Genomic DNA, 19091 nt, shown 5'->3' with positions numbered 1-19091 from the left:
ATGAAGTTGGCTGTATTTTTTTATACGGTTGATTGCTGATACTGTGCTGCTGCCCGCCACGATCAAATTCTACGCTGGCACGTATCATACTCCCAATCAATAAAAAACAAGGGCAGCCTGTTAACCATTTAGCTTTGTTGACAGACTGTAACGAATGCTAGTTGAAGGATTGACATGCTTGCCTTGCGAATTCCATGTACAATTGATCCAGCATCGAAACAACAGGGCATTAATCAAACAAACAGGCTTTTCTCAAAAAGCATTATTATTGAGCCAATTTTGTTAAATACTCCCATGAGATCACCTCTCTTTCTACTCCTTTTTGTGTTCGTGTTGACTTCGTGTAACACAACCGAACGCGTGGTACATTTCCCCTCTGATTCTATAGGAGGTGTGCAGTTACCCAGCAATAACCTTGCAACGCTCCAGTCCCAATATGGCAATGTTGATGGTGTCTATCTGAACTACAATCAGGCCCTCGAACACAATGTGAGCATTGCTTTTACGAGTACCATTCCACATTGGAAATTTTATGAGATCGTTGACCGCAGCTTTGTGGTCTTCAACCCAGGTGGGCCGGCCGTGCGCGAGTTTCGCCTCGATGTATCCTCGAACAGCAAATTGCAGCAGGCTGCCATTACACTTAATGCACCAGGTGCTTCCAGTCGGACCTTCACAAAAGACGACCTCGTTGCCCAGACAGGTGCGGAAGGCGAAATGGTGTATACGCTAGACTATGCCAATGTAGCTGCCGGTACGGTCATCACAGAAAAGTATGAACTTACACGCGGTGATCTGGAACGCAATCCGCCTGTCAGCCACGATGTTCGGCTCCAGTATGATATTCCTGTCCAGAACCTCGACTTTCAGTATATCTATCCCATCTGGTGGCAGGTGCAGGTAAAGAACCTGAGCTTGAATCAGCCGCTCAGGTATGATCGGATTGAAGACCAGGATCGTCGCAAGATCATTCTGCAATACGCTGACCAGAATGTGCCGGCGTTTCAGCAGACCAATACGTCGCCTTACTTCAAGCAGGTTGCACCCTATTTCCAGTTGCAGGTGAGCAACATGTCGATGGGTAGTGCTGTGAAGTACCGCGCGCCTGAAGATTGGACCGACTTTGCCGACGATTACAGCAAATTTGCAATTGCACCAAACGACAAGCCTTCTCGCGCTGTCAAAAAGGCGGCAGATCAAATGCTTGGTGGCGCATCCAGTGAACTTGATCGCGTTGAACGTGCTCTCGGGTTTGTACAAGACAATATCCAACTTGTCGAAGGAAGCCAGCACCGCAGTCTCGATGTGTTGTTGTCTAAACGCGAAGGGAATGCATACCAGATCACAAGCCTGATGCAGGCCATGTTGCAGTCGTATGGTGTGGATTCGGAATACCTGCTGATTCACCCGGCTTATGAGGGCTATTTTGACCCTGAGTTTTACTCTGAAAGCCAACTGAAAGAGCCTGCGCTAGGCGTGTTTGCAGATGGCGAGCAATACTACGTTTTCCCGGGCCGGCAGCGTTCTGTGAACGATCCTGTACCGAACCACTATGGGGGACAAACAGCGATGGTTGTGACCGATGATGGCTTTGGTGGCTTTACTGAAGTACTGAGTGCACAATTTGCAGCCGTACCGACACAGGTTGACATTAACCGGGGAGGCGGCGTTGCTGAAGTGCCTGTCCCACCGGTAGAAGAGGTGACACTGCCTAATACAGAGCAGCAAGTGATTACCCCACCGCCAACCTCGTTGCCAGCTGAAGAAGTAACAGCCGCATCCGAGGGCGAAATGCCGGTGAATACAGCGCCAACAAATACCGTTGTCGGTTCGCCCAATGGAGGCGTCAACGTCTCCGTACCGGTACCTGATCTGACGCCGGCGCCTGTCGAAGAGCCACCGATTGCGCAAGTTGTTGAAACGTTTACAGAACCTAACGTCTTGCCAGAATGGCTTGGCTCCATCAAACGCAGTCTCGGCGGGTGGACGTGGATTGTCGCGTCTCGGACCTCCATGGAGGAAGCTGAGGAGCTGGCTAATACGTATATGGCCCTCTATCGGCAGGGAATCAGCGTGGATGTACTCTCAGGTGAATCAGGTGGTGTTGTTCGCTACCGTATTGCGATTGGGCAGTACAGCAGCCGTTCGCTGGCGCAGGCTGACAAGTCTCGTTATGGCAGCGACTTCCCAAGTGATGCATGGCTCCTTGAAATCAAACCGAGCATGTAATCTGCTGCTTACAGCATGATTTAAATTGGATACCAAAGGGCCTGGCAGTTTTGTCGGGCCTTTTGTTGTATTGCAGGATTAGCAGCCAGCTGCAGCGAGGTTGTTTGTTAACTTGCAGAAGAATTCGGATGCGTCAAAGGTGCTTCGCAGTGCTGGAAAGTTGAGGCCAATCTGTTGCGCATGGTCCGCTTCAATAACGCCGCAAAAGATCCCCCATTTGGCGCTTTCAACAGAAACAAAGCCATCGTTTTGGCCTTCTCTGCCGTACAGGATATAGTTGAGCGGGCGCAAGAAAGGTGTGATTCCTACCGGTGTTTCTTTGCCGGCTTGCGCGGCATACGACCAATAGTGCACGTCTGGGTGATCCTGTACGTTGGGATTAAATGTGTTGCAGAGGTGGTCTGGGGTAAGTTCGGTAACGGTGTTGAGGAAGTCTGATTCCACGTCTTGCATCACTTTGGTGCCCATCCAGTTGGCAAACTCGCTAAGCCATTCACGGAATTTTTCCGGCTGCTCAAGCAGGAACGCAGCGATGGAAGAGCCATGGTGGGGTGCCGCAATGGTGGTGAGTGAGGCCACCCGGTCGTGCCAACCATTGACAGAAATCATGTAGCGCGCATCGAGCCCACCCATAGAATGGGCGATAAGGTTAACCTTTTCAGCGCCGGTTTCATGCAACGCATAAGCGAGGCGTTCCTGCCATATTGAGGCGCGCACAGGGACGGGATTGTAAGGCGGTACGTTGGGCGCGTATGCGAGTACCCCACGGGCACGCAGGTGCATGGCAAGGTCGTGCATGTGACCACTGCGCCTGAATGAGCCGGCCATGCCAAACCCGTGCATCAATACAACAGGATACTGTAACTGGATGATTTCCGGCTGAGGAAAAGCATCCAGGCTCATAAATTTGGTAATTGCACCTTCTCCCATGTCACGTAACTGCTAATTTCCCTTTAATGGTGTACTTCCTTTTGCGGTAGCGGTGGATCTGCTTTGCTCCTGCAAGCTTGACAGGGTACTTGTATTTGTTTGCCGTACAAGGGTTGCACCTGAATTGGCACAAATTGATAGTTAGAAAAATAGTGTGACATCCTGTAGCAACAAGAAGCGCATCAGGCAATACATCATGCCGGCGGTGAGGAGCGGGACATAAAGGTTGTCATTGAGGCGCAGCGGGAGCAATTCGAGCAGGGTTGCAAAGGCTGCAATACCCATGCTGTAGGGGAGCGGAAGCAAGTCGAACAGCATCAAAATACCAGCGGCAACAATAAAAAAACTGAGGGATCCCTCAACCGTTTTTGTGCTGTTGAGCCAGCGGATTTTACCAAAGCGCCGGCCGACAAGCGCTGCCGCTGCATCGCCTATCATAAACATAATCATTGAGATGGCCGCAACATCTACAGGAAAGATGACTACAAGGAGTGTTGCAGTCAACAAAACCCAGGTGGCGCCATTGATTACAACTGCATCTCCAATTTTAGGCCGCTCATGATTACGCATCATGCGCCCGAAAATCATCTCTACTATGTCTGCCACAGTCTGAAATCTGACGCGTGCAGCTTCTGTGAAAATCGCCAGTCCGCAAAACGGAACGAGTATAAGTAAAGACGTTGTTTTACCCAGATACAACATGCTCGCTGGAATCACCAGTGCAAGCAGGTGTAATGATTTTCGAAGGAGTTCTGCACGGTACGGGATCTCGGAAGACGTTTCAGTAGTCTCTTGCAAAATGCAGGGTTTAAAATGTGTGTGATGGACTGGTAAATCAGCGCTGTTATACCGCTCAAGGTAAAACAAGTTGATCCCTTCTTTCTATAAACATGCTTAACGCATTAGTAATAAGTAACGTAACGATGCCTCATAATTTCCCCGAACTTCAGAATGACACCCTGTTGCGCGCAGCACGCGGACAGGCTACCGACTATACGCCCGTATGGATTATGCGGCAGGCCGGCCGGTACTTGCCTGAATACCGCGCAAAACGCGCCATGGAAGAATTCTTTACTGTCGTTCGTACGCCTGAACTGGCTACCGAAATCACCCTCCAGCCCATCGAGCGTTTTCCGCTTGATGCAGCAATTATCTTTTCCGACATCCTGGTTATTCCCCAGGCAATGGGGATGGAATGCCTGATGATCAAGGGCCGTGGCCCTGTTTTCCCTGCACCGCTGCGTACACCGGACGACCTCGAGCGTCTTGAGACGCCAGACGTGCAGGAAGCGCTGGGTTATGTGTTTGATGCACTCACGCTGACACGTAAAACCCTCAACGGCCGCGTTCCGCTCATCGGATTCTGTGGTGCACCATGGACCCTGATGGCGTACATGATTGAAGGAGGCGGAAGCAAGTCGTTTGCAGAGTCTAAAACGTGGCTATTCCGCTATCCCGAAGCGAGCCACAAGCTGCTGCAGTCTATTACCGATTTGCTGATTGAGTATGTGATTGCACAGGTGGATGCCGGCGCCCAGTTGATCCAGGTATTCGACTCTTGGGCCGGCCTGCTTTCACCAGAAGACTTTGACGAATTTGCGTTGCCATATTTGAAGCAAATAGCAGACGGCTTGCAGGCTGCGCGTCCTGACGTACCCAAAACGGTGTTTGCTAAAGGCGCTTACTATGCGCTGGAAGACCTCGCCGCTACATCTTACGATGTAATCGGGCTGGACTGGACCATGGATCCGCGCGAAGCACGCCGTCGCGTAGGCAACAAAACGCTGCAGGGTAATCTGGATCCTTGCCTGCTGTTTGCGCCGAAAGACCGTATTCGGGATGAGGTCAGGAAAATGATCGAAGCGTTTGGAGACGGTCCGCACATTGCTAACCTTGGCCATGGCATGTTGCCGAGCCACGATCCAGAACACGCCGGCGCGTTTATCGATGCCGTCCATGAGTTCTCTGGGGCAGAGGTGGTGGGTTAGCCGCGTAGCTTGCCGGTTGCAAACCAGAAATACGTGCTTTCCAGCACAACAACATCATTACAAAAGGGCTGCAGCGTTGTCTGCAGCTCTTTTTTTGTTGGGAAGTTTTTGAGGACTTCATGCTGGCTGCCATCTTTCAACTTGCGGCGCTGATAGGTATCGCCGGTTGGCGTTGTTCGGGAAATCGGTGTACTGCTGCCCGGCACGTACTTGTTGTCGTACAGAAGCAGGGTTGTATCGATGGGTAGAGAGGCGGTTAGCCCTTTAAGAAAAGAAGCACGTTGCTCAATGAGGATATGTGAATACAGAAAGCCGGCTACAACACAATCAAAATCAAGGTTGTCGGGTAGATTAAACGCATCGAGTGTGTCGCCGGTAACGCTTGCATGGTCGCAACTCATCACAGCGGCTTCAGCGAGTTGGGCTGAAATATCCGTCGCGTGAATGCTGGTGGCGTCATGCTTCATCCGCCGGGTCCAATAGCCCGTTCCACAGGCGAGTTCAAGAACGCGCCGCCTTCTGACGTGGGGGGAAAGCGCATCGCAGAGCCACAACAAATCCTCCTGCCGCTCAGGTTTTTGGTAGATGGCTTCGTATTCAGGTTGCCGTTTCTCGTAGTAGGCTTGCATGGGGTTGCCGTTTAGTGGTCGATGACTGTACCATCTTCGTGCCGCAAGCGTTTGCCGGCGTGGACGTACCAGTGCAGGTGTTTTGTGGATTGATAATCGCCCACATTGCTGCTGACCCGGCAGCCCCCAGTTGTTGCTTCAAGCTGTGCTGTTACGTGTTGTATGGCAGATAGAAAGGCATACGCCAGCGTTGCATCGACAGCATCTGGCTCGCTTAGTGAATTAATGTGTGCCTTGGGGATGATTACGACATGGTGCTCGAAGAAGGGCCGGGTGTGGTGGAAAGCCAGCACGAGGTCTGACTCAAAAATTACGTCCACCTGTAATTTGCCGCTAAGTACCTGGTCGCAGTAGAAGTCTGGCATGCCGGCAGGCTCAATGGTCCGTTTTGCGTTGCTCGGGAGTAAACATACTACGAAGTGATCGGATTACCAATGGTACAAAACGCGGTCAAAAGGCCAATTGTCATCCAGCCAGGCTACCGCGCTGTTTCGAATCGCTGCAGCCTGATGTGCTTCGCTTGTACGCACCCAAAGATGAACCTGCGCTTCATACCCAGCGCTATCAGTAGGGTTGATGTACATGCAGCCGAGTACCCGGCTGCCGTTGCTGTTGACAATGGTGTAGGTGAATGACGTCCGTTCGCTGAAGAGCGATTCGTGTAGTGCAAGATCAGCCATATTCTCTTCCAACGAAAACGAATCCGCTGGCCAGTCCCCGCCAAAGAGCAAACGTAATTCGTGCCGGCTCTCCATAACAGCCTCATAGTCCATGGCAGCGTGTGCCTGTGTGAGCCGGGTGAACGCAAAAGCCGGTAATTGGTGCTGTTCGGGTACGTCGTAGCTGCGCGGCACAAAGGTCGCCGCACATCCCACAGTTAGCAGGACAATGAGCAGGAGTGTACAAGAGGAAATACGCTTCATAGGAGACTTGTCTTTTTACAGCAAGTATCGCGGCCAGCGTTCGCAGGATAAGGCGGGAGATCGCTGATTGGGGGATGTTGATTGGGGAATGGCGCGCTGCTTCACGTTTGTCATCCTGATCCCGAAGGATCTGTGTATGACACTACAGCAAGGCAAGCACCAGGAACGCACTGCTCAACCCCTATCTCCCTGACGGCCAGCACACCCGCTACCCATACTGTTTCACACCAACCGACACGCTAACCTCAGTATGCGCGATGGCCTGCTCACGCAAGGCAGCAAGCGTACCAAGCGCCGGCTCCTGCCGATAAGCATTAAATGCAGCTTCATCGGGAAAGGTAAGGAGGTGTACTTCCTCACCCGTGCCATCATCATTATGGGCCGTTTCAAATGCGGCAACGATTTGTCCACCGTAGTTGGTCATAAGCTGCGCGGCCCGTTGCTCAAATTGTGCAAGGGCGGCGAAGTCTTTAACTGTCAGTCGAACGAGTACGTGAAGCATGTATGCCGCTAAAGGGTGAGCCGCAAAGCCACGCCGTATCCGCCTTTTTTGCCGGCGTATATCGGTGTCATACTAAGGTTGCCGCGGTTGGCGTAGAATGCGTTGCGCTCACGGACAACACGTTTGAGTCCGTTCATATCAGAAATGATACTATAGAGTGCCAGACCGCCGCCGCCCAGCCATAAGCCGATTGCTAGGAGTCCTTTTGCTCTATTTCCTTCGTATAAATTGTCAATAAACACGGCGCTTCCGACAGCAATCGTCCCAAAACCAATTGTGCGCGCCATGATGCCGGCAAATGCACGCCCCGTGTCCCGGCCATAGAAATAACCCGTACTTGGGCCAATAATCAGGCTATACGCATAAATTGCCAGTCGGGTGTTCTCCTGGCTGTTTTCGCTGAAAGCCGTATAACCGATAACAAGTGGCAGAAGGGTATGCGTAGCAGAATGAAAAACTGCCCAATCCGGACTGCGAGGATTGTCGATATCAAGCTGGACAGGTGAAGCTGGGGCATCCGTTGATTGGGCACTTACCTGCGCTGTAGGTAGCAGCAAGGTGGAAAACAAAACGAAATAGATAGATGCAGCGCAGAAGTGATCCGAAATACGCGATTTCATAGCCAAAACCGTTGTGGTTCATGGGGATGCGTTATAAAATTTACGTGCAGTTCTGTGTTATGGTCCTGTTTTGGTGAAAGGGTGACCCAAAATATGACATCGAGGGCGCGTAGAGATCCCTTGCATTCCGCAACAGATCGAAGAAGAGATAGCCGAGAGAGTTGCTAAATGGTTAATACTGAACCCGCAATGCAAACCCATAGCCGTACTGTTTGCCGGCGTAGACGGGTGCCATGCTAACCCGATGTTTGCTTGCCAATAGTTCGTTTCTCGCAGCGATGACACGCTGGATCCTGAAAAAATCTGAAATCCCGCTGTAAACCGAAAAGCCCAGGCCGCCATAAAACAGGATTGCGGGGAGCACGTTGTTGCCCTCACCGCCCCTGAAAAATGTGTCATTGACGACAATCCCGATGGCAAGAAACGAGACGCCTATGCCCAGGGTGCGGACCATAAATCCGCCAACGGCGCGCCCATAGTGCCGGCCGTATATGTATCCCGTACTCGGCCCCAGCAATAAGCCATAAGCGGAAAGTAGTAAGCGCGTCGACTCGTGTTTTCGGCGGTCGCGCAATATAAGGTTGTTCACCAGGAATGGCGTCACTGAGTTGAAGAGGGAAATGCCAAGCGCGAGTTTGGGATTACGTGGGTTAGGCTTTAAGGACGACAATGGCGCAATCGTATAGGAAGAAACCGCATGGGTTCGCTGCTGGGCACGGGTTTGTACTGAGGGCATGAGGCACCAGCATAAAAGGATCGTAAGTATGGCTTTCCAAAAGTGCCTGGACGATAAGATCGGCATATTAGACAGGTGGCTTTGGAAATGAGTTGCCCTCTGCAATACAGAATGAGCTATTGTCGGGTTCTCATTTGGGATAAGATGCATGTTTTACCAGTCATTTGATGTGCTAAACCAGTACCACCCATCGCCTAGGCTCATTGCCTTGTAGTGGGCAATGCCATATTCAATAAAGTCACTTGGAAAAGCGCAGTCGCCAGTCGGATCATAGCACAGTCCGTGCGAGATAGTGTCTATAAAATCGTTTGTTTGGTAGATCATAAAGTAAGTGCTGCCCCGTGGGTCTGTGGCATAACTTTCAACTTTGAACCAACCAATACGCCGATTTAATGTTGTCGGATATTCATGTGATGCCGGCAGTAGATTCAGTACGCTGTAAAAATTACTCTTGGAGGGTAGTAACATCAGTCGCTCTGGTATATGCAGTTGTACCAGTAGGAACGTCACGGTACCAATTACGAGTGAGGAAACCATCTGATTGTACGAAATGCCTAAACGCTGGAGTGAATCGTTAAACCAGAGTGCCCCTATGAAAATGAGGAAAACATACGATATGGCATTAAAACCGAATATGAGTTGCAAAGGCAATGCAACCTTGGGCGCAAGGTCTAGTGTTTGTAGATAAACCCGCTCAAGCAGTGCAATTGTACAGCAAAAAACTACAAAGCACAGATAAATCCAGCCCAACCAACTATGTTTTTTTCTCTTTTGCACGACCAAATGTGTTTTGCGAACTGGAAATGTTGTACTGGATTCTGAAGCAAGTAATGGGGGGAGATAGGGCTAATAGACGTTGCGTTCTGATATTGGTCGTAGCATCAATTCAAAGCTACGGCGACAGGGGTGAAAACAAACAAGCCGCTGCATCGGATGTGATGCAGCGGCTTGTTAGGATATTATGGTGCCGGTTCTTTAGAAATCCTTCGCAAGGGCCAAGATGGCGGTTATGAAGCAGGGTGTTCCTTGCATTCGCCTCAATCGTTAGCCATTCCAAGATCCTTTGCAGGGCTCAGGATGACGATTGGGGTACAGGGTGCCATTTACTCGGCAATCGATACTCGGCACGCAAAATCACTCGTACTTCAGCGCTTTTAAGTAGGCATAGCTGACTGGGGCGTTGTCAACCGGTTCGGTGGTTTCGTCTTCTAAGTAGAAGTGCTCAAACCCGTCTTCAGTGGCAGTTTTCAAGACAGCCGGCCAGTCTATTTGTCCCTCGCCAATTACGGCTTTGTCTTCATCAGGAATGCGACCTGCAAGGGTTCCGCGCTCGATACCAGGCTTCATATCCTTGATGTGCATGAGCTTGAAGCGCCCGGGGTGGCGATCAATGAGTGCAACAGGATCAACGTTGGGCAACCAGGTCCAGAGTACGTCCATTTCGAAGTAAACGAGCTCAGGATCGGTTTCGTCGATGATGAGGTCGAGCAGTGTGCCGTCGCCATAAGGGGAGGGTTCATACCCGTGGTTGTGGTAGAAGAATTTGAGGCCGGCATCTTTCATGGCCTGTCCAAATTCGTTGAAGTCGGCGATCGCTTGCCGTGCCGTGGCTTCGTCGAAGTTGCCTTCTTCGTGTGGGTACCAGGCGATACCTGCGTATTCAGCGCCAACGGCTTTGGCGTCGGCAATAACCTGGTCGATGTTATTTTTGAATGCGTCGTAGTTCGCATGCATAGAGGTAGCTTCGAGGCCGGCGGCGTCGAGGGTGGTGGAGAGTTCAGCAGCCGTCATACCATAAAGCCCGGCGGTTTCAACGTGCGTAAACCCTACGTTTTTGACCATGTCGAGCATAGCAACGGCGCCTTCTTCTTCAGCCATTTTGCGGAAGCTCCACAACTGGACGCCCATCGGGACCGTGAAGTCCCCTTGTACCACTTCGGCCTCAGCTTCCGCATTTGTGGATTCCGTCTCAGCGGTACAGGCAGCAAGGGTGAATACAAGGAATAAGGGCAGGTAAAGGGACTTCATAATGCTGTATGTTGGTTAGAGGAATAGTACAGCAAAATATGCAACCTGAGTCTTTTAATCCACAAAAGAGATTTCGGATGTCGATTGCCGAATGGAGGCAGGATTTGCAGCATCCTTCATAAACGGCATCTTGAGTCATGTAAAGGCTGTTTGGTTGGCTGATTGCTGAGTACGGGATTGCTGATCTGTCTCATCCATATTTTTCTGAGGCACTGGAAGGATTTCTGTCCGGATGGCACTATGCCTCAATCAATCGACATTCGGCAATCGAAAATCGACACTAAAAAACAAACGCTGGCAGATGCCCGTCGCCCCAAAGCCGATTATCTCGGCGTAGCGAGGCGCCGCGTTCGTGAATTTCGGCGATGCTTTGGACGCCAACCAACCGCATGGCTCGGTCGAGATCGGATTTAAGTATTTCGAATGCGCGGGTAAGGCCGGCTTCGCCACCAGCGCCGATGCCGGCTGCCGTTACGCGACCAATACCGACGGCCTTTAAGCCATACGTGAGTGCAATCAAGATGTCGGTGCCGTTGCGGATGCCGCCGTCCATCATAAAGTCGAGTTGCGTTTCGCCAACCAGCGGCATCTCCTGTGCGACGATGTGCAAGGTGGGGGGGACACGGTCTTGTTGCCGGCCGCCGTGATTCGACCAGATGACACCCGTAGCGCCCATTTCTTCTGCCCTGCGCGCATCGTAGGCGCAGTGGACGCCTTTGATGATCAGTGGCCTGTCATCTCCCCAGGCTTCTTTGATCCATTTCAAGTCATCCCAGGTGACCGCTGATGCTGCAAGCTGCGTTCCGATATCGGCATACGGCATCGGGTTGCCGTTTTCATCGATGATGTTGACAAATTGCATCAGTCCGCCATCGCGAAAATGATCGAAGAGCCAGGGCAGCCGGGTGATCATTTGGGGAGTCAGTTTGAGTTTTTTCCAGGCCAGCGAGAGCCGGCCCCCGAGGGAACGCCCTTTGAATGGCGCTGTAGCTTCCATGGGTTTCATACGGGCATGCATCGCGCGCATACCGGAAACGCCGGTGTCGATGGTTAGGATAAGGGCTGAAAAGCCGGCGTTTTTAGCCCGTTCAATGCCGCGCAACGCCGTTTCCCGACCGCCACAGAGGTAGAGTTGAAACCAGCAGTTGCCTGTTGATGCTGCTGCTACATCCTCCAACGGGGTACCAGAAAGTGTGGACTGTGCCATTACGGTGCCGAACGATCCGGCTACACGCGAGGCTACAGCATCTGCCATAGGGTAGAGCGCACGAAGGCTGCCAACGGGGCAAATGAACCAGGGTACGGCCAGATTGTGGCCCACTGTATCTGTGCTAAGATCAAGCGATGGAAAACTCAGGGCGCCGTATGCTGTTGTGACCGACTGTTGGAAAGCACGTACGTTACCGCGCAGCGATGTTTCTGCGTCTGCTCCGCCACGAAAATACTCTGATACAACGGGCGGCACCCGCCGGCGCATCAAGTTCCAGAGGTCTTCCGTTGTCAGGGCATCAGCCAGCTTTTTTTTGCGTCGCATCTGCTAACTCTTCTTCTCGCTATCAGCTTCCTGCTTCAGGTACAACGACAGAGCCTCCCTGATTAACCCATGCAGTGTAGCCGCCAACCATGTTTTCAAGGTTTGTGAAGCCAAGATTTTGCATAGTTTTTAGCGCACGGTCACTACGCCCGGCTTCGACGTTGGCAGTGCAATGCACAAGGTACGTTTGGTCTCTGTCGAGTTCGTCAACAAGGTCGCGAAAATCGTCGCGTTTTACGTCGATATTTATGGCGCCGGCAACGTGGCCGGCCGCAAATTCTTCAGCTGTACGCACATCGAGCACCTTTACATTTTCCAGACGTTTAGCTACCTCCTTGATAGATATGTCGACAACAGAAGTCTCAACGCTTGATATATCAGCTACGGCTTCTTCTTGAGATGATGGCTCGGTACAGCCAACGATTAGTACGTACGCGATGCATGGCAATACGCTGCGCATCAATGCGAGGCGTTGCAGTCCTTTCATTTTTGTCATGGTTAAGGTGGCAGGGTATATGAATGCGTTGAAGTTAAGCAATTCTAATGACCTTTGGAGCACACCAGACCATGTTAACTGCCCGGCTATGGGCTTTATGTCTGCGGTATCGATTTAAACACTGTGCTAAGGGAGGGTAAGCGTAAAGGTGTTGGAGATGAGCGATTCTACGTCGACTGGTTTGGTCCCTTCGGGATCGTAGTAAACGTCGAATTGCCGCAACCTGTATGTGCCCGTAACAGGTCCGTCGAATGTGGGTCCGCAGTTGTTGTTGGGATAACAAGCACCATAAACATGAGGTAGAGACAACGTGTCACCGGGCATGAGCCGCAACGGTTCACTGAGGCATAACAGTTGGATAGGCTGGTAAACGGCCTCCCATTCGTTGCCTGCTTTGATGTCCAGCAAAGGTTGCTGGGGCGGGCGACAGCCTACAAAGTATGTAGGTACGTTGGTAAGGTTGGTAAACGTTGCCGTTATCTCAAAACTAAAGAAGCGGTCATCATTTTCGGCAGCTACTGCTTGATATGCTGTCTCTTGGGTTTCGATGGCAAATTGTTGTGTATTTGCAGCAGGATCATCTGAGGATCCGAAGATTTCACAAGCCTGAAGAAGCAGCAAAGAAAGTAGGCAAAGGAGACGCATGATTGGACGGGAGCTATGGGGCAGTGAAAAAAACACTGATAAGACAAATCAGGCATGCCCTTTATTCCCTTGCCCGGAGCGTTTTTTTGCATCCGGGCAAGGAGACAAGGTACAATGATGAAAAGGGACGAGCATCCAGGTTACCGGCCAACAGGCTCTTTAATCTGCGTTGATTTTGCAGGGGTAGACGGGCGTACATGGGTTTCCAACCAGGTGTTGGTTTCCCATAGCATGTGCAGCAGCGACTCGCGGGCGCGGTAGCCATGGCTCTCATGTGGCAGCATCACAAGCCGCGCTACTTTACCGTGGCCTTTAAGCGCATTGTAGTACCGCACACTCTGGATCGGGAAGGTACCCGAGTTGTTGTCTGCTTCCCCATGAATCAGTAGAATGGGCTCGTTTACCTTGTCTGCGTGCATAAACGGTGACATGCCGAAGTAGATTTCCGGCGCTTCCCAGAACGTTCGTTGCTCAGCTTGAAACCCAAATGGCGTAAGGGTGCGGTTGTAAGCACCGCTGCGTGCAATGCCGGCGCGGAAGAGGTCGGAATGGGCCAGCAGGTTGGCGGTCATAAATGCGCCATACGAGTGCCCACCGATTGCTACGCGTTCAGGATCCACGGCACCGGTTGCAGCACCTGCTGAGATGGCGGCTTCTGCATTGGCAACCAGTTGCGGGACAAACGTATCATTTGGTTCTGCATCTCCCTCACCGATGACGGGCATCGACGTCTGGTCCATTACCGCGTAACCCTGTGTCACGTACGGTATGGCACCCCAGTAGCTAATCGATTTAAACCGGTATGGCGAACCCGATTTCTGGCCGGCATTGGCTGCGCTTTTGTATTCTCGCGGATACGCCCACAACAGGGTGGGCAGGGGGCCGTCGCGTTCTGGGTCATAGCCCGGGGGCGTGTAGAGGGTAGAGGTGAGCTGTACACCATCTGCGCGGCTGTACGTCAGTTCCTGTTTGTTGACTGCAGCCAGATTCGGGTAGGGGTGTGGGAAGTGTGTGACAGCTGCAAGGTCATCTTTTTTAAGGTTGCGCACAAAATAGTTCGGAGGCGTGTCTGGCGACTCTCTGCGCGTTAGCAATTGGGTACCCTGTTTATCTAACACGCTAATCGGGTACTCGTAAAACGGCGCTTCAGACCGAAAGAGCGTTTCGGTTTTCTTCGTTTTCAAATCCAGGCTACGTACAAACGGCCGGTTGCCTTCCGGCGAGGCTCCGGTTCCGCGCATCAGCAGGGTGTTGCCGTGGTTACGCATCATCAACACCTGGGTACCTTGCGGGGTAGTCTGGGTAAGCGGCCGGCCAGGATTGTTGTAGCGGTCTTCTGTAGACAGATCAAAAAGCACCTCTGGCGATTCGCCGGGTGATGATGGATTGATTTTGTACATCCGCGTTTGCCGCGTCAGCCACCATGATTCGTTCAGGATGGCGAGGTTGTCACTGCCCCATGTGATGCCGGCATAGCGGAGTGGCATTGCGGCAAGTTGTATAGGCGCGGCTTCAAATGGGGCCTCAAGCGTAAAGAGGGCGTCGCGAATTTCAGCATCCTTGAGCGCGTCACCATCATCTTGTGCTTCTACCCAGTAGAGGGTGGCCGGCTTATCCGCACGCCAGTTGATCGAGCGTGGGCCCTGGCGTGTGGAGCCAAAGGCAGTTGGGATGTTTTCTGCCAGCGGAAGCGCGGCCACTTCTTTTACAATGTTGCCTTCCAGGTCCATTACTTCTGTTTTTTGCGGGAATCGGCTTGCCGGCACGAGGTAGGAAAACGGTTTGTGCAAGTGCTGGGCAAGCAGGTAGGTACCCGATGGGGCAGGGGAGAAAATGGTGTTGATTTGCGGACTGCCGAGGTTTCGCGAGGTGCCATTTAGCGCGATGTGTACCAGTTGGTTGGTCAGATAGTAGGCAAACAGGGCTTCATCGTGCGCATTTTTGAGGAGATCCTGGTAGGTGCGTGCTGCAGCCTTTTCGCCTAGGTTTTCCTGGATCACAGGGCCGGCGGGGGCGAGGGGGGCAGCAGGGGCAGCGCCATAATCCACGGGTACCGCTCGGATGACGAGGCTTTTGCTGTCCGGCATCCACTGGAAAGGCGCGCCGTAGTAAACATCATGTACAGCGCGGTCCGACAATTGGGTGGCCTGGCCTGACGCTACGTTTGCGACATACAAATTGATGCTGTTGGTCTGGTCCAGGGTAAAGGCAATATGTTTGCCGTCGGGCGCCCACTGGACGTTGCGGATTCGCGCGTTTTCCGGAACGCCGGTGACAGCAGTTTCTGCGTTGTCTTTGATAGATACAAACCGGAGGCCGTTGTAGGAGCGGGTGCGGGACGGGCCAAAGTTGCGGGGGTTGAGGCGGAGGCCGGCAAGTTTGAGCTCGGGTTCAGCCAGTTCCGCAATGGCCGGCAGACCGGGCTGCTCCATCAGGAGAAGGACCGATTTATCAGGGCCGAGCGATACGGTCGGTGTGGCAGGGGTGTCGACCAGTTTTTGCAGCGCTGGAGGCGGGGTCTGGTATTGCTGCGCGAGGGCCGGAAAGACGAGGGAAAGGCAAAAAAACAAGCAGGGGACGAGTCTAAGCGTTTGCCGTGACATAAATGAATTGGGGCTGGATTGGAAGAAGCATTTACAAGGTAGGTTACGCAACCCCTTTTTTCAATCACGTCTTTGCCGCCTGGAAACAGGCTTGTGCAGCATTATTCACATAAACATTTAGGATTTACCGAACCTCTACCAGAGAAGCACGTACACCGGGCTCTTCAATACTTATAAACACATCACTGACCTCACGTCTAACACCCTGTTGGCTCTTCACGATTCCTCCTGGTTGATTTGCGCTCAGTGTAGAAACGTAACAATACAATGGGACACGGTAAAGTAAAATGGTTCAATGCTGAAAAAGGCTTCGGCTTCATTGAACCTTCTGATGGTAGCAAAGACGTATTTGTTCACCGCAACAGCGTTGAAGGCCTCGGCTGGGATGACGGTTTGAGAGATGGCGAAGAGGTTGAGTATGAAATTGAGCGCACGCCAAAAGGCTTGAGCGCCATGAACGTGCAGCGCCTGAACTAAGGCTGCTGGCTTGAAATTTCAAAAGCGCCTGATCACTCGTGGTCAGGCGCTTTTTTTGTATGCTGACTGCAATCTTTTGATAAGCCAGGGTGGGCATAGCAAGAAATATAGATTACCTATACTCGTATCTTATGCAAGGATTTCTTGACCTTCCATCATTGCCACATCGGCTGGGCCTTTTGGGTTTAGGTAGGACCTTTACGATAATAGGCCCTAAACACACCACCTCTTGCTTCACAATATATGGTTGGACCTCTTCATGCGCATATGCTTCGAGGTCTAAATAGCGCGATTGCGTGGGATTGTCATAGTGAATGCTGGAAGTTCGTGGTTTTGGTTTGCCTATAGGATCTCCGTTGAAGTCGTAAAATGTTATCTGGAAACCACAACCAGACATAAAACCAACTGCTAGCACGTAGAGGAGTAGCCGAGTCAGCACAACAAAGTGGGATCGATGTAGTGTCTTCATGACGGTTCTATTGATGTGTGTCATCAATAGCATGACAAAGACAGTACCAGAGATCAAATCAGGCCCAATAGTCTATTTTAACAAGCCAATACCCTACAATGTGTAAAGATTTAGATACACGCCTCGTCTAGTTGACCATGCAAAAGAACGCTTGTTGAAACAGCTTTAATTTCGTTATAGTCTCTATTCTGCATCTCAACTTCGTGTGTTTCTGTTTGCTCGCGTGTGGTTGCGCAATGATCATCCAGACAATAAACCTCGTGTTTTTAGCAACACTTCCAATGGATTCAATAATCCATCTAGTGCCCGTAATACATCGCCCTGCCCAGCGCCGGCTTCGAGCATTACGTTAACCTGCTCATACATATCCGCCGGCAGCAACGTACATTCCGCTACTGCAATCTCAACCAACCGCTTCTCCCCCGGATGGGGCAACCGGTTAAGGGCAAAGATGATATCAAAGTAACTCGCCAGCAGTGCCGAGACGCGGTGGTTTACGCTTACCCAATCTTTACGCTTCACTGCTTTTACAATCTGGCTGTGGTAAGCAGACATCGAACGGCGGAGGACTGCGTAGTTCTTCTCGATGATCCTGTTTAGCAGCGTGTCAGGATAGGGCTGGTTGGCCCTTTGCTGCAGCGCGTCGAACCATCCGTTACGGTCAAAAAGGATTTGTGAGGTCAGCACATTATACCAGAAACAGGTTGAGTACCCCAGAGATGCTTCGTGCCGTACGAGCACGCGGTCTAATTGATCTTCAATCCACGCCGGCATCCGAAACATGACGTCAACATGAATGCCAGTGGCTTTGTCGATCCACTCATCGCCCGTTTCCCAAAACTGGTTGTTGACTTCAGATTTGGAAGATGACGCTGTAGCGATGGCGCGGCGATCGTCAATAGCGATGGATGTGCGTTGATAGACGTAGAGGTCGATATCAGAGGTGGGGCCAGCGTAGACGGTTGTCTGTGAGCCGGCGAGCACAACGGATTCTACGGCAGACAGCCGGCTATATGCGGCTGCAATTTCGGTGGTGAGCTGGTGTGCTCTTTTGTGCCTGTTCATGCGTGGCTGAGGTATTGTCTAAGCTGATTTCTTGACGCTCATCTCACGTCAAGCCGGACTTGGGAAAATGATCTGCGTAGCGATCAAACCGTACAAAGCGCTGCTGATCGGATGTGCGCTAAGAGCGCAACCAGTTTAAAGACCAACCACAGCGCTGTCCAGGAGCGAAGAAGTCGTCTTTTACGATCAGCATCTCTCGGCCAATGCCTGGAAAGATACACCAGTACACCTGCTTCAATCAGCGTAAAGCCCATCGAACCCCACATTCCGAAGATACCCGTCAGGCAGGCAAACTGACCGATAGCGTACTGACTCGTCGCAAAAGCGCCGGCTGATGCGACAATTGCCTGCAACATTAACACGGCCAGTAAACTGAGCATTAGCGGGTGGCGAAAATTGAGTTGGTTGTAGGCGCGGTAAGCCAGTGTTGTCCAGCCGGCCAGCAGCATGAGGGCCCACAGCCAGGCAGGGATGAGGACTACATATAGCATGTGATGGATGGCTGTTTAATGGTCCTTTACAGAAACTGGATACCGGATCACGACCGGTAAGACGTGTGTGTTTACACGCTACTTCTCAACGCTATGCATGAACTTGATTCGTGGTTGAGAAAGGTATACGAGCAGTTTAAATGTCATACTCGTCAACGCGGCCTAGTTCGAGTTCGGACTTATTTATCGTTCTAACTACAATACCCGGGCAAAACTTTTCGGCAATCTGGGTGAGAAGATCGACATGCCTTTGCTCTGTGTTGATGCCAAAGATCAGTTCTTTCACGTTGACAGCTACAAAGGGATCATATCGTTTGAATACGCGCTGTTCGCGCTCGTGCGACCAGAGGGCGAGTTTTTTTGAGAGAATGTTCTTGGCGATGTCGCCGTCGTCTCGCTCATTCAGTTTAAGGTCTTCTACATAGTTTACCGGCTCGGTCTCTGTGGATTCATCATCGATCTCAACCCCTACAACAAATCCTTTGTGGCCGGCGCCGTAGTACGACCACATCAGCATGTTTTGGCAAGACTCGCTCAGGGACAAAATATTGTAGTCTGATTTGCTGCCCCTGATCATTCTGAGTTCATCTTGGGACAATGATCCTCTCGAATAAATGAAGCGCCCTTCCATCGGGTCATTTAATGCCTGAAAGTTGGCAGCGTACAAACGTTGGTTTATAAAAATGTCCAACGCGAACTCGAGGTTTTCCAGTCCTCTGTACTTGT

At 51.6% G+C, this 19091-nt stretch carries 20 protein-coding genes; 3 read left to right on the top strand and 17 right to left on the bottom strand.

Translation table 11 applies throughout. From position 1 onward, the window contains the following. Positions 1 to 294 precede the first annotated feature (294 nt). Positions 295 to 2229: a hypothetical protein gene (locus tag AAF564_02070; GenBank protein MEM8484301.1), complete on the top strand. Its 1935-nt coding sequence runs from the start codon at positions 295 to 297 to the stop codon at positions 2227 to 2229. A gap of 78 nt (positions 2230 to 2307) precedes the next feature. Here AAF564_02070 and AAF564_02065 read toward each other — a convergent pair whose 3' ends face one another. Both AAF564_02065 and AAF564_02060 read right to left on the bottom strand, forming a co-directional pair. Next, complete coding sequence (locus tag AAF564_02065) at positions 2308 to 3159, bottom strand: alpha/beta fold hydrolase (GenBank protein ID MEM8484300.1); 852 nt, start codon at positions 3157 to 3159, stop codon at positions 2308 to 2310. Positions 3160 to 3300: 141 nt separating this feature from the next. Next, positions 3301 to 3957, bottom strand: coding sequence for a phosphatidate cytidylyltransferase (locus tag AAF564_02060; protein MEM8484299.1), 657 nt, complete (start codon positions 3955 to 3957; stop codon positions 3301 to 3303). A gap of 125 nt (positions 3958 to 4082) precedes the next feature. Between AAF564_02060 and hemE the strand changes: the two genes are divergently transcribed. Continuing rightward, a complete protein-coding gene (gene hemE, locus AAF564_02055; protein MEM8484298.1) occupies positions 4083 to 5147 on the top strand; it encodes a uroporphyrinogen decarboxylase in 1065 nt (354 codons plus the stop codon). Here hemE and AAF564_02050 read toward each other — a convergent pair. The 12 genes from AAF564_02050 to AAF564_01995 all read right to left on the bottom strand — a co-directional run bounded on the left by AAF564_02050 (position 5144) and on the right by AAF564_01995 (position 15863). After that, positions 5144 to 5776: a class I SAM-dependent methyltransferase gene (locus AAF564_02050; protein MEM8484297.1), complete on the bottom strand. Its 633-nt coding sequence runs from the start codon at positions 5774 to 5776 to the stop codon at positions 5144 to 5146. The two genes, hemE and AAF564_02050, sit on opposite strands and share 4 nt — an antisense overlap. An 11-nt stretch (positions 5777 to 5787) precedes the next feature. After that, entirely contained in the window at positions 5788 to 6141 is a 354-nt protein-coding gene (locus AAF564_02045; protein MEM8484296.1) for an HIT domain-containing protein, read from the bottom strand. A 63-nt stretch (positions 6142 to 6204) separates the two neighbouring features. Next, positions 6205 to 6699, bottom strand: a complete 495-nt coding sequence (locus AAF564_02040; GenBank protein MEM8484295.1) for a GNAT family N-acetyltransferase — start codon at positions 6697 to 6699, stop codon at positions 6205 to 6207. 208 nt (positions 6700 to 6907) lie between these two features. Further along, the gene (locus tag AAF564_02035; GenBank protein MEM8484294.1) at positions 6908 to 7201 is read right to left on the bottom strand and encodes a DUF1330 domain-containing protein; all 294 of its coding nucleotides are present in this window, start codon (positions 7199 to 7201) and stop codon (positions 6908 to 6910) included. An 8-nt stretch (positions 7202 to 7209) separates the two neighbouring features. Continuing rightward, complete coding sequence (locus AAF564_02030) at positions 7210 to 7821, bottom strand: hypothetical protein (GenBank protein ID MEM8484293.1); 612 nt, start codon at positions 7819 to 7821, stop codon at positions 7210 to 7212. A 172-nt stretch (positions 7822 to 7993) separates the two neighbouring features. Continuing rightward, on the bottom strand, positions 7994 to 8557 hold the full coding sequence (locus tag AAF564_02025) for a hypothetical protein (GenBank protein ID MEM8484292.1): 564 nt from the start codon (positions 8555 to 8557) through the stop codon (positions 7994 to 7996). A gap of 153 nt (positions 8558 to 8710) precedes the next feature. Next, entirely contained in the window at positions 8711 to 9334 is a 624-nt protein-coding gene (locus AAF564_02020; GenBank protein MEM8484291.1) for a hypothetical protein, read from the bottom strand. A gap of 357 nt (positions 9335 to 9691) precedes the next feature. Beyond that, on the bottom strand, positions 9692 to 10585 hold the full coding sequence (locus tag AAF564_02015; protein ID MEM8484290.1) for a sugar phosphate isomerase/epimerase: 894 nt from the start codon (positions 10583 to 10585) through the stop codon (positions 9692 to 9694). A 280-nt stretch (positions 10586 to 10865) separates the two neighbouring features. Continuing rightward, positions 10866 to 12119: an alpha-hydroxy acid oxidase gene (locus AAF564_02010; GenBank protein ID MEM8484289.1), complete on the bottom strand. Its 1254-nt coding sequence runs from the start codon at positions 12117 to 12119 to the stop codon at positions 10866 to 10868. Positions 12120 to 12141: 22 nt separating this feature from the next. Beyond that, positions 12142 to 12606: a rhodanese-like domain-containing protein gene (locus tag AAF564_02005; protein ID MEM8484288.1), complete on the bottom strand. Its 465-nt coding sequence runs from the start codon at positions 12604 to 12606 to the stop codon at positions 12142 to 12144. A 135-nt stretch (positions 12607 to 12741) separates the two neighbouring features. Beyond that, on the bottom strand, positions 12742 to 13260 hold the full coding sequence (locus tag AAF564_02000) for a hypothetical protein (protein ID MEM8484287.1): 519 nt from the start codon (positions 13258 to 13260) through the stop codon (positions 12742 to 12744). Positions 13261 to 13400: 140 nt separating this feature from the next. Continuing rightward, a complete protein-coding gene (locus AAF564_01995) occupies positions 13401 to 15863 on the bottom strand; it encodes a prolyl oligopeptidase family serine peptidase (GenBank protein ID MEM8484286.1) in 2463 nt (820 codons plus the stop codon). Between the two features lie 267 nt (positions 15864 to 16130). Here AAF564_01995 and AAF564_01990 point away from each other — a divergent pair, with 267 nt between their 5' ends. Further along, complete coding sequence (locus AAF564_01990) at positions 16131 to 16340, top strand: cold shock domain-containing protein (GenBank protein MEM8484285.1); 210 nt, start codon at positions 16131 to 16133, stop codon at positions 16338 to 16340. 709 nt (positions 16341 to 17049) lie between these two features. Here the strand turns inward: AAF564_01990 and AAF564_01985 are convergent. The 3 genes from AAF564_01985 to AAF564_01975 form a co-directional block, all read right to left on the bottom strand. Next, entirely contained in the window at positions 17050 to 17874 is an 825-nt protein-coding gene (locus AAF564_01985) for a DUF4037 domain-containing protein (protein MEM8484284.1), read from the bottom strand. An 83-nt stretch (positions 17875 to 17957) separates the two neighbouring features. After that, the gene (locus tag AAF564_01980) at positions 17958 to 18365 is read right to left on the bottom strand and encodes a hypothetical protein (GenBank protein ID MEM8484283.1); all 408 of its coding nucleotides are present in this window, start codon (positions 18363 to 18365) and stop codon (positions 17958 to 17960) included. A 136-nt stretch (positions 18366 to 18501) separates the two neighbouring features. Beyond that, positions 18502 to 19091 (bottom strand): hypothetical protein (locus AAF564_01975; GenBank protein ID MEM8484282.1); only part of this gene is annotated, 590 nt, incomplete at its 5' end.

Source organism: Bacteroidota bacterium (assembly GCA_039111535.1).
Taxonomy (GTDB): Bacteria; Bacteroidota; Rhodothermia; order Rhodothermales; family JAHQVL01; genus JBCCIM01.
The sequence above is the reverse complement of the archived record's forward strand: the minus strand, read 5'-3'. Positions and strand labels throughout refer to the sequence as shown.

Coding starts and splice junctions, on each gene's coding strand:
- AAF564_02045 (MEM8484296.1), bottom strand. CDS start 6,141: ATGCCAGACTTCTACTGCGACCAGGTACTTAGCGGCAAATTACAGGTG.
- AAF564_02025 (MEM8484292.1), bottom strand. CDS start 8,557: ATGCCCTCAGTACAAACCCGTGCCCAGCAGCGAACCCATGCGGTTTCT.
- AAF564_01995 (MEM8484286.1), bottom strand. CDS start 15,863: ATGTCACGGCAAACGCTTAGACTCGTCCCCTGCTTGTTTTTTTGCCTT.
- AAF564_01990 (MEM8484285.1), top strand. CDS start 16,131: ATGGGACACGGTAAAGTAAAATGGTTCAATGCTGAAAAAGGCTTCGGC.
- AAF564_02015 (MEM8484290.1), bottom strand. CDS start 10,585: ATGAAGTCCCTTTACCTGCCCTTATTCCTTGTATTCACCCTTGCTGCC.
- AAF564_02035 (MEM8484294.1), bottom strand. CDS start 7,201: ATGCTTCACGTACTCGTTCGACTGACAGTTAAAGACTTCGCCGCCCTT.
- AAF564_01980 (MEM8484283.1), bottom strand. CDS start 18,365: ATGCTATATGTAGTCCTCATCCCTGCCTGGCTGTGGGCCCTCATGCTG.
- AAF564_02030 (MEM8484293.1), bottom strand. CDS start 7,821: ATGAAATCGCGTATTTCGGATCACTTCTGCGCTGCATCTATCTATTTC.
- hemE (MEM8484298.1), top strand. CDS start 4,083: ATGCCTCATAATTTCCCCGAACTTCAGAATGACACCCTGTTGCGCGCA.
- AAF564_02050 (MEM8484297.1), bottom strand. CDS start 5,776: ATGCAAGCCTACTACGAGAAACGGCAACCTGAATACGAAGCCATCTAC.
- AAF564_02000 (MEM8484287.1), bottom strand. CDS start 13,260: ATGCGTCTCCTTTGCCTACTTTCTTTGCTGCTTCTTCAGGCTTGTGAA.
- AAF564_02065 (MEM8484300.1), bottom strand. CDS start 3,159: ATGGGAGAAGGTGCAATTACCAAATTTATGAGCCTGGATGCTTTTCCT.
- AAF564_02040 (MEM8484295.1), bottom strand. CDS start 6,699: ATGAAGCGTATTTCCTCTTGTACACTCCTGCTCATTGTCCTGCTAACT.
- AAF564_02005 (MEM8484288.1), bottom strand. CDS start 12,606: ATGAAAGGACTGCAACGCCTCGCATTGATGCGCAGCGTATTGCCATGC.
- AAF564_02070 (MEM8484301.1), top strand. CDS start 295: ATGAGATCACCTCTCTTTCTACTCCTTTTTGTGTTCGTGTTGACTTCG.
- AAF564_02010 (MEM8484289.1), bottom strand. CDS start 12,119: ATGCGACGCAAAAAAAAGCTGGCTGATGCCCTGACAACGGAAGACCTC.
- AAF564_01985 (MEM8484284.1), bottom strand. CDS start 17,874: ATGAACAGGCACAAAAGAGCACACCAGCTCACCACCGAAATTGCAGCC.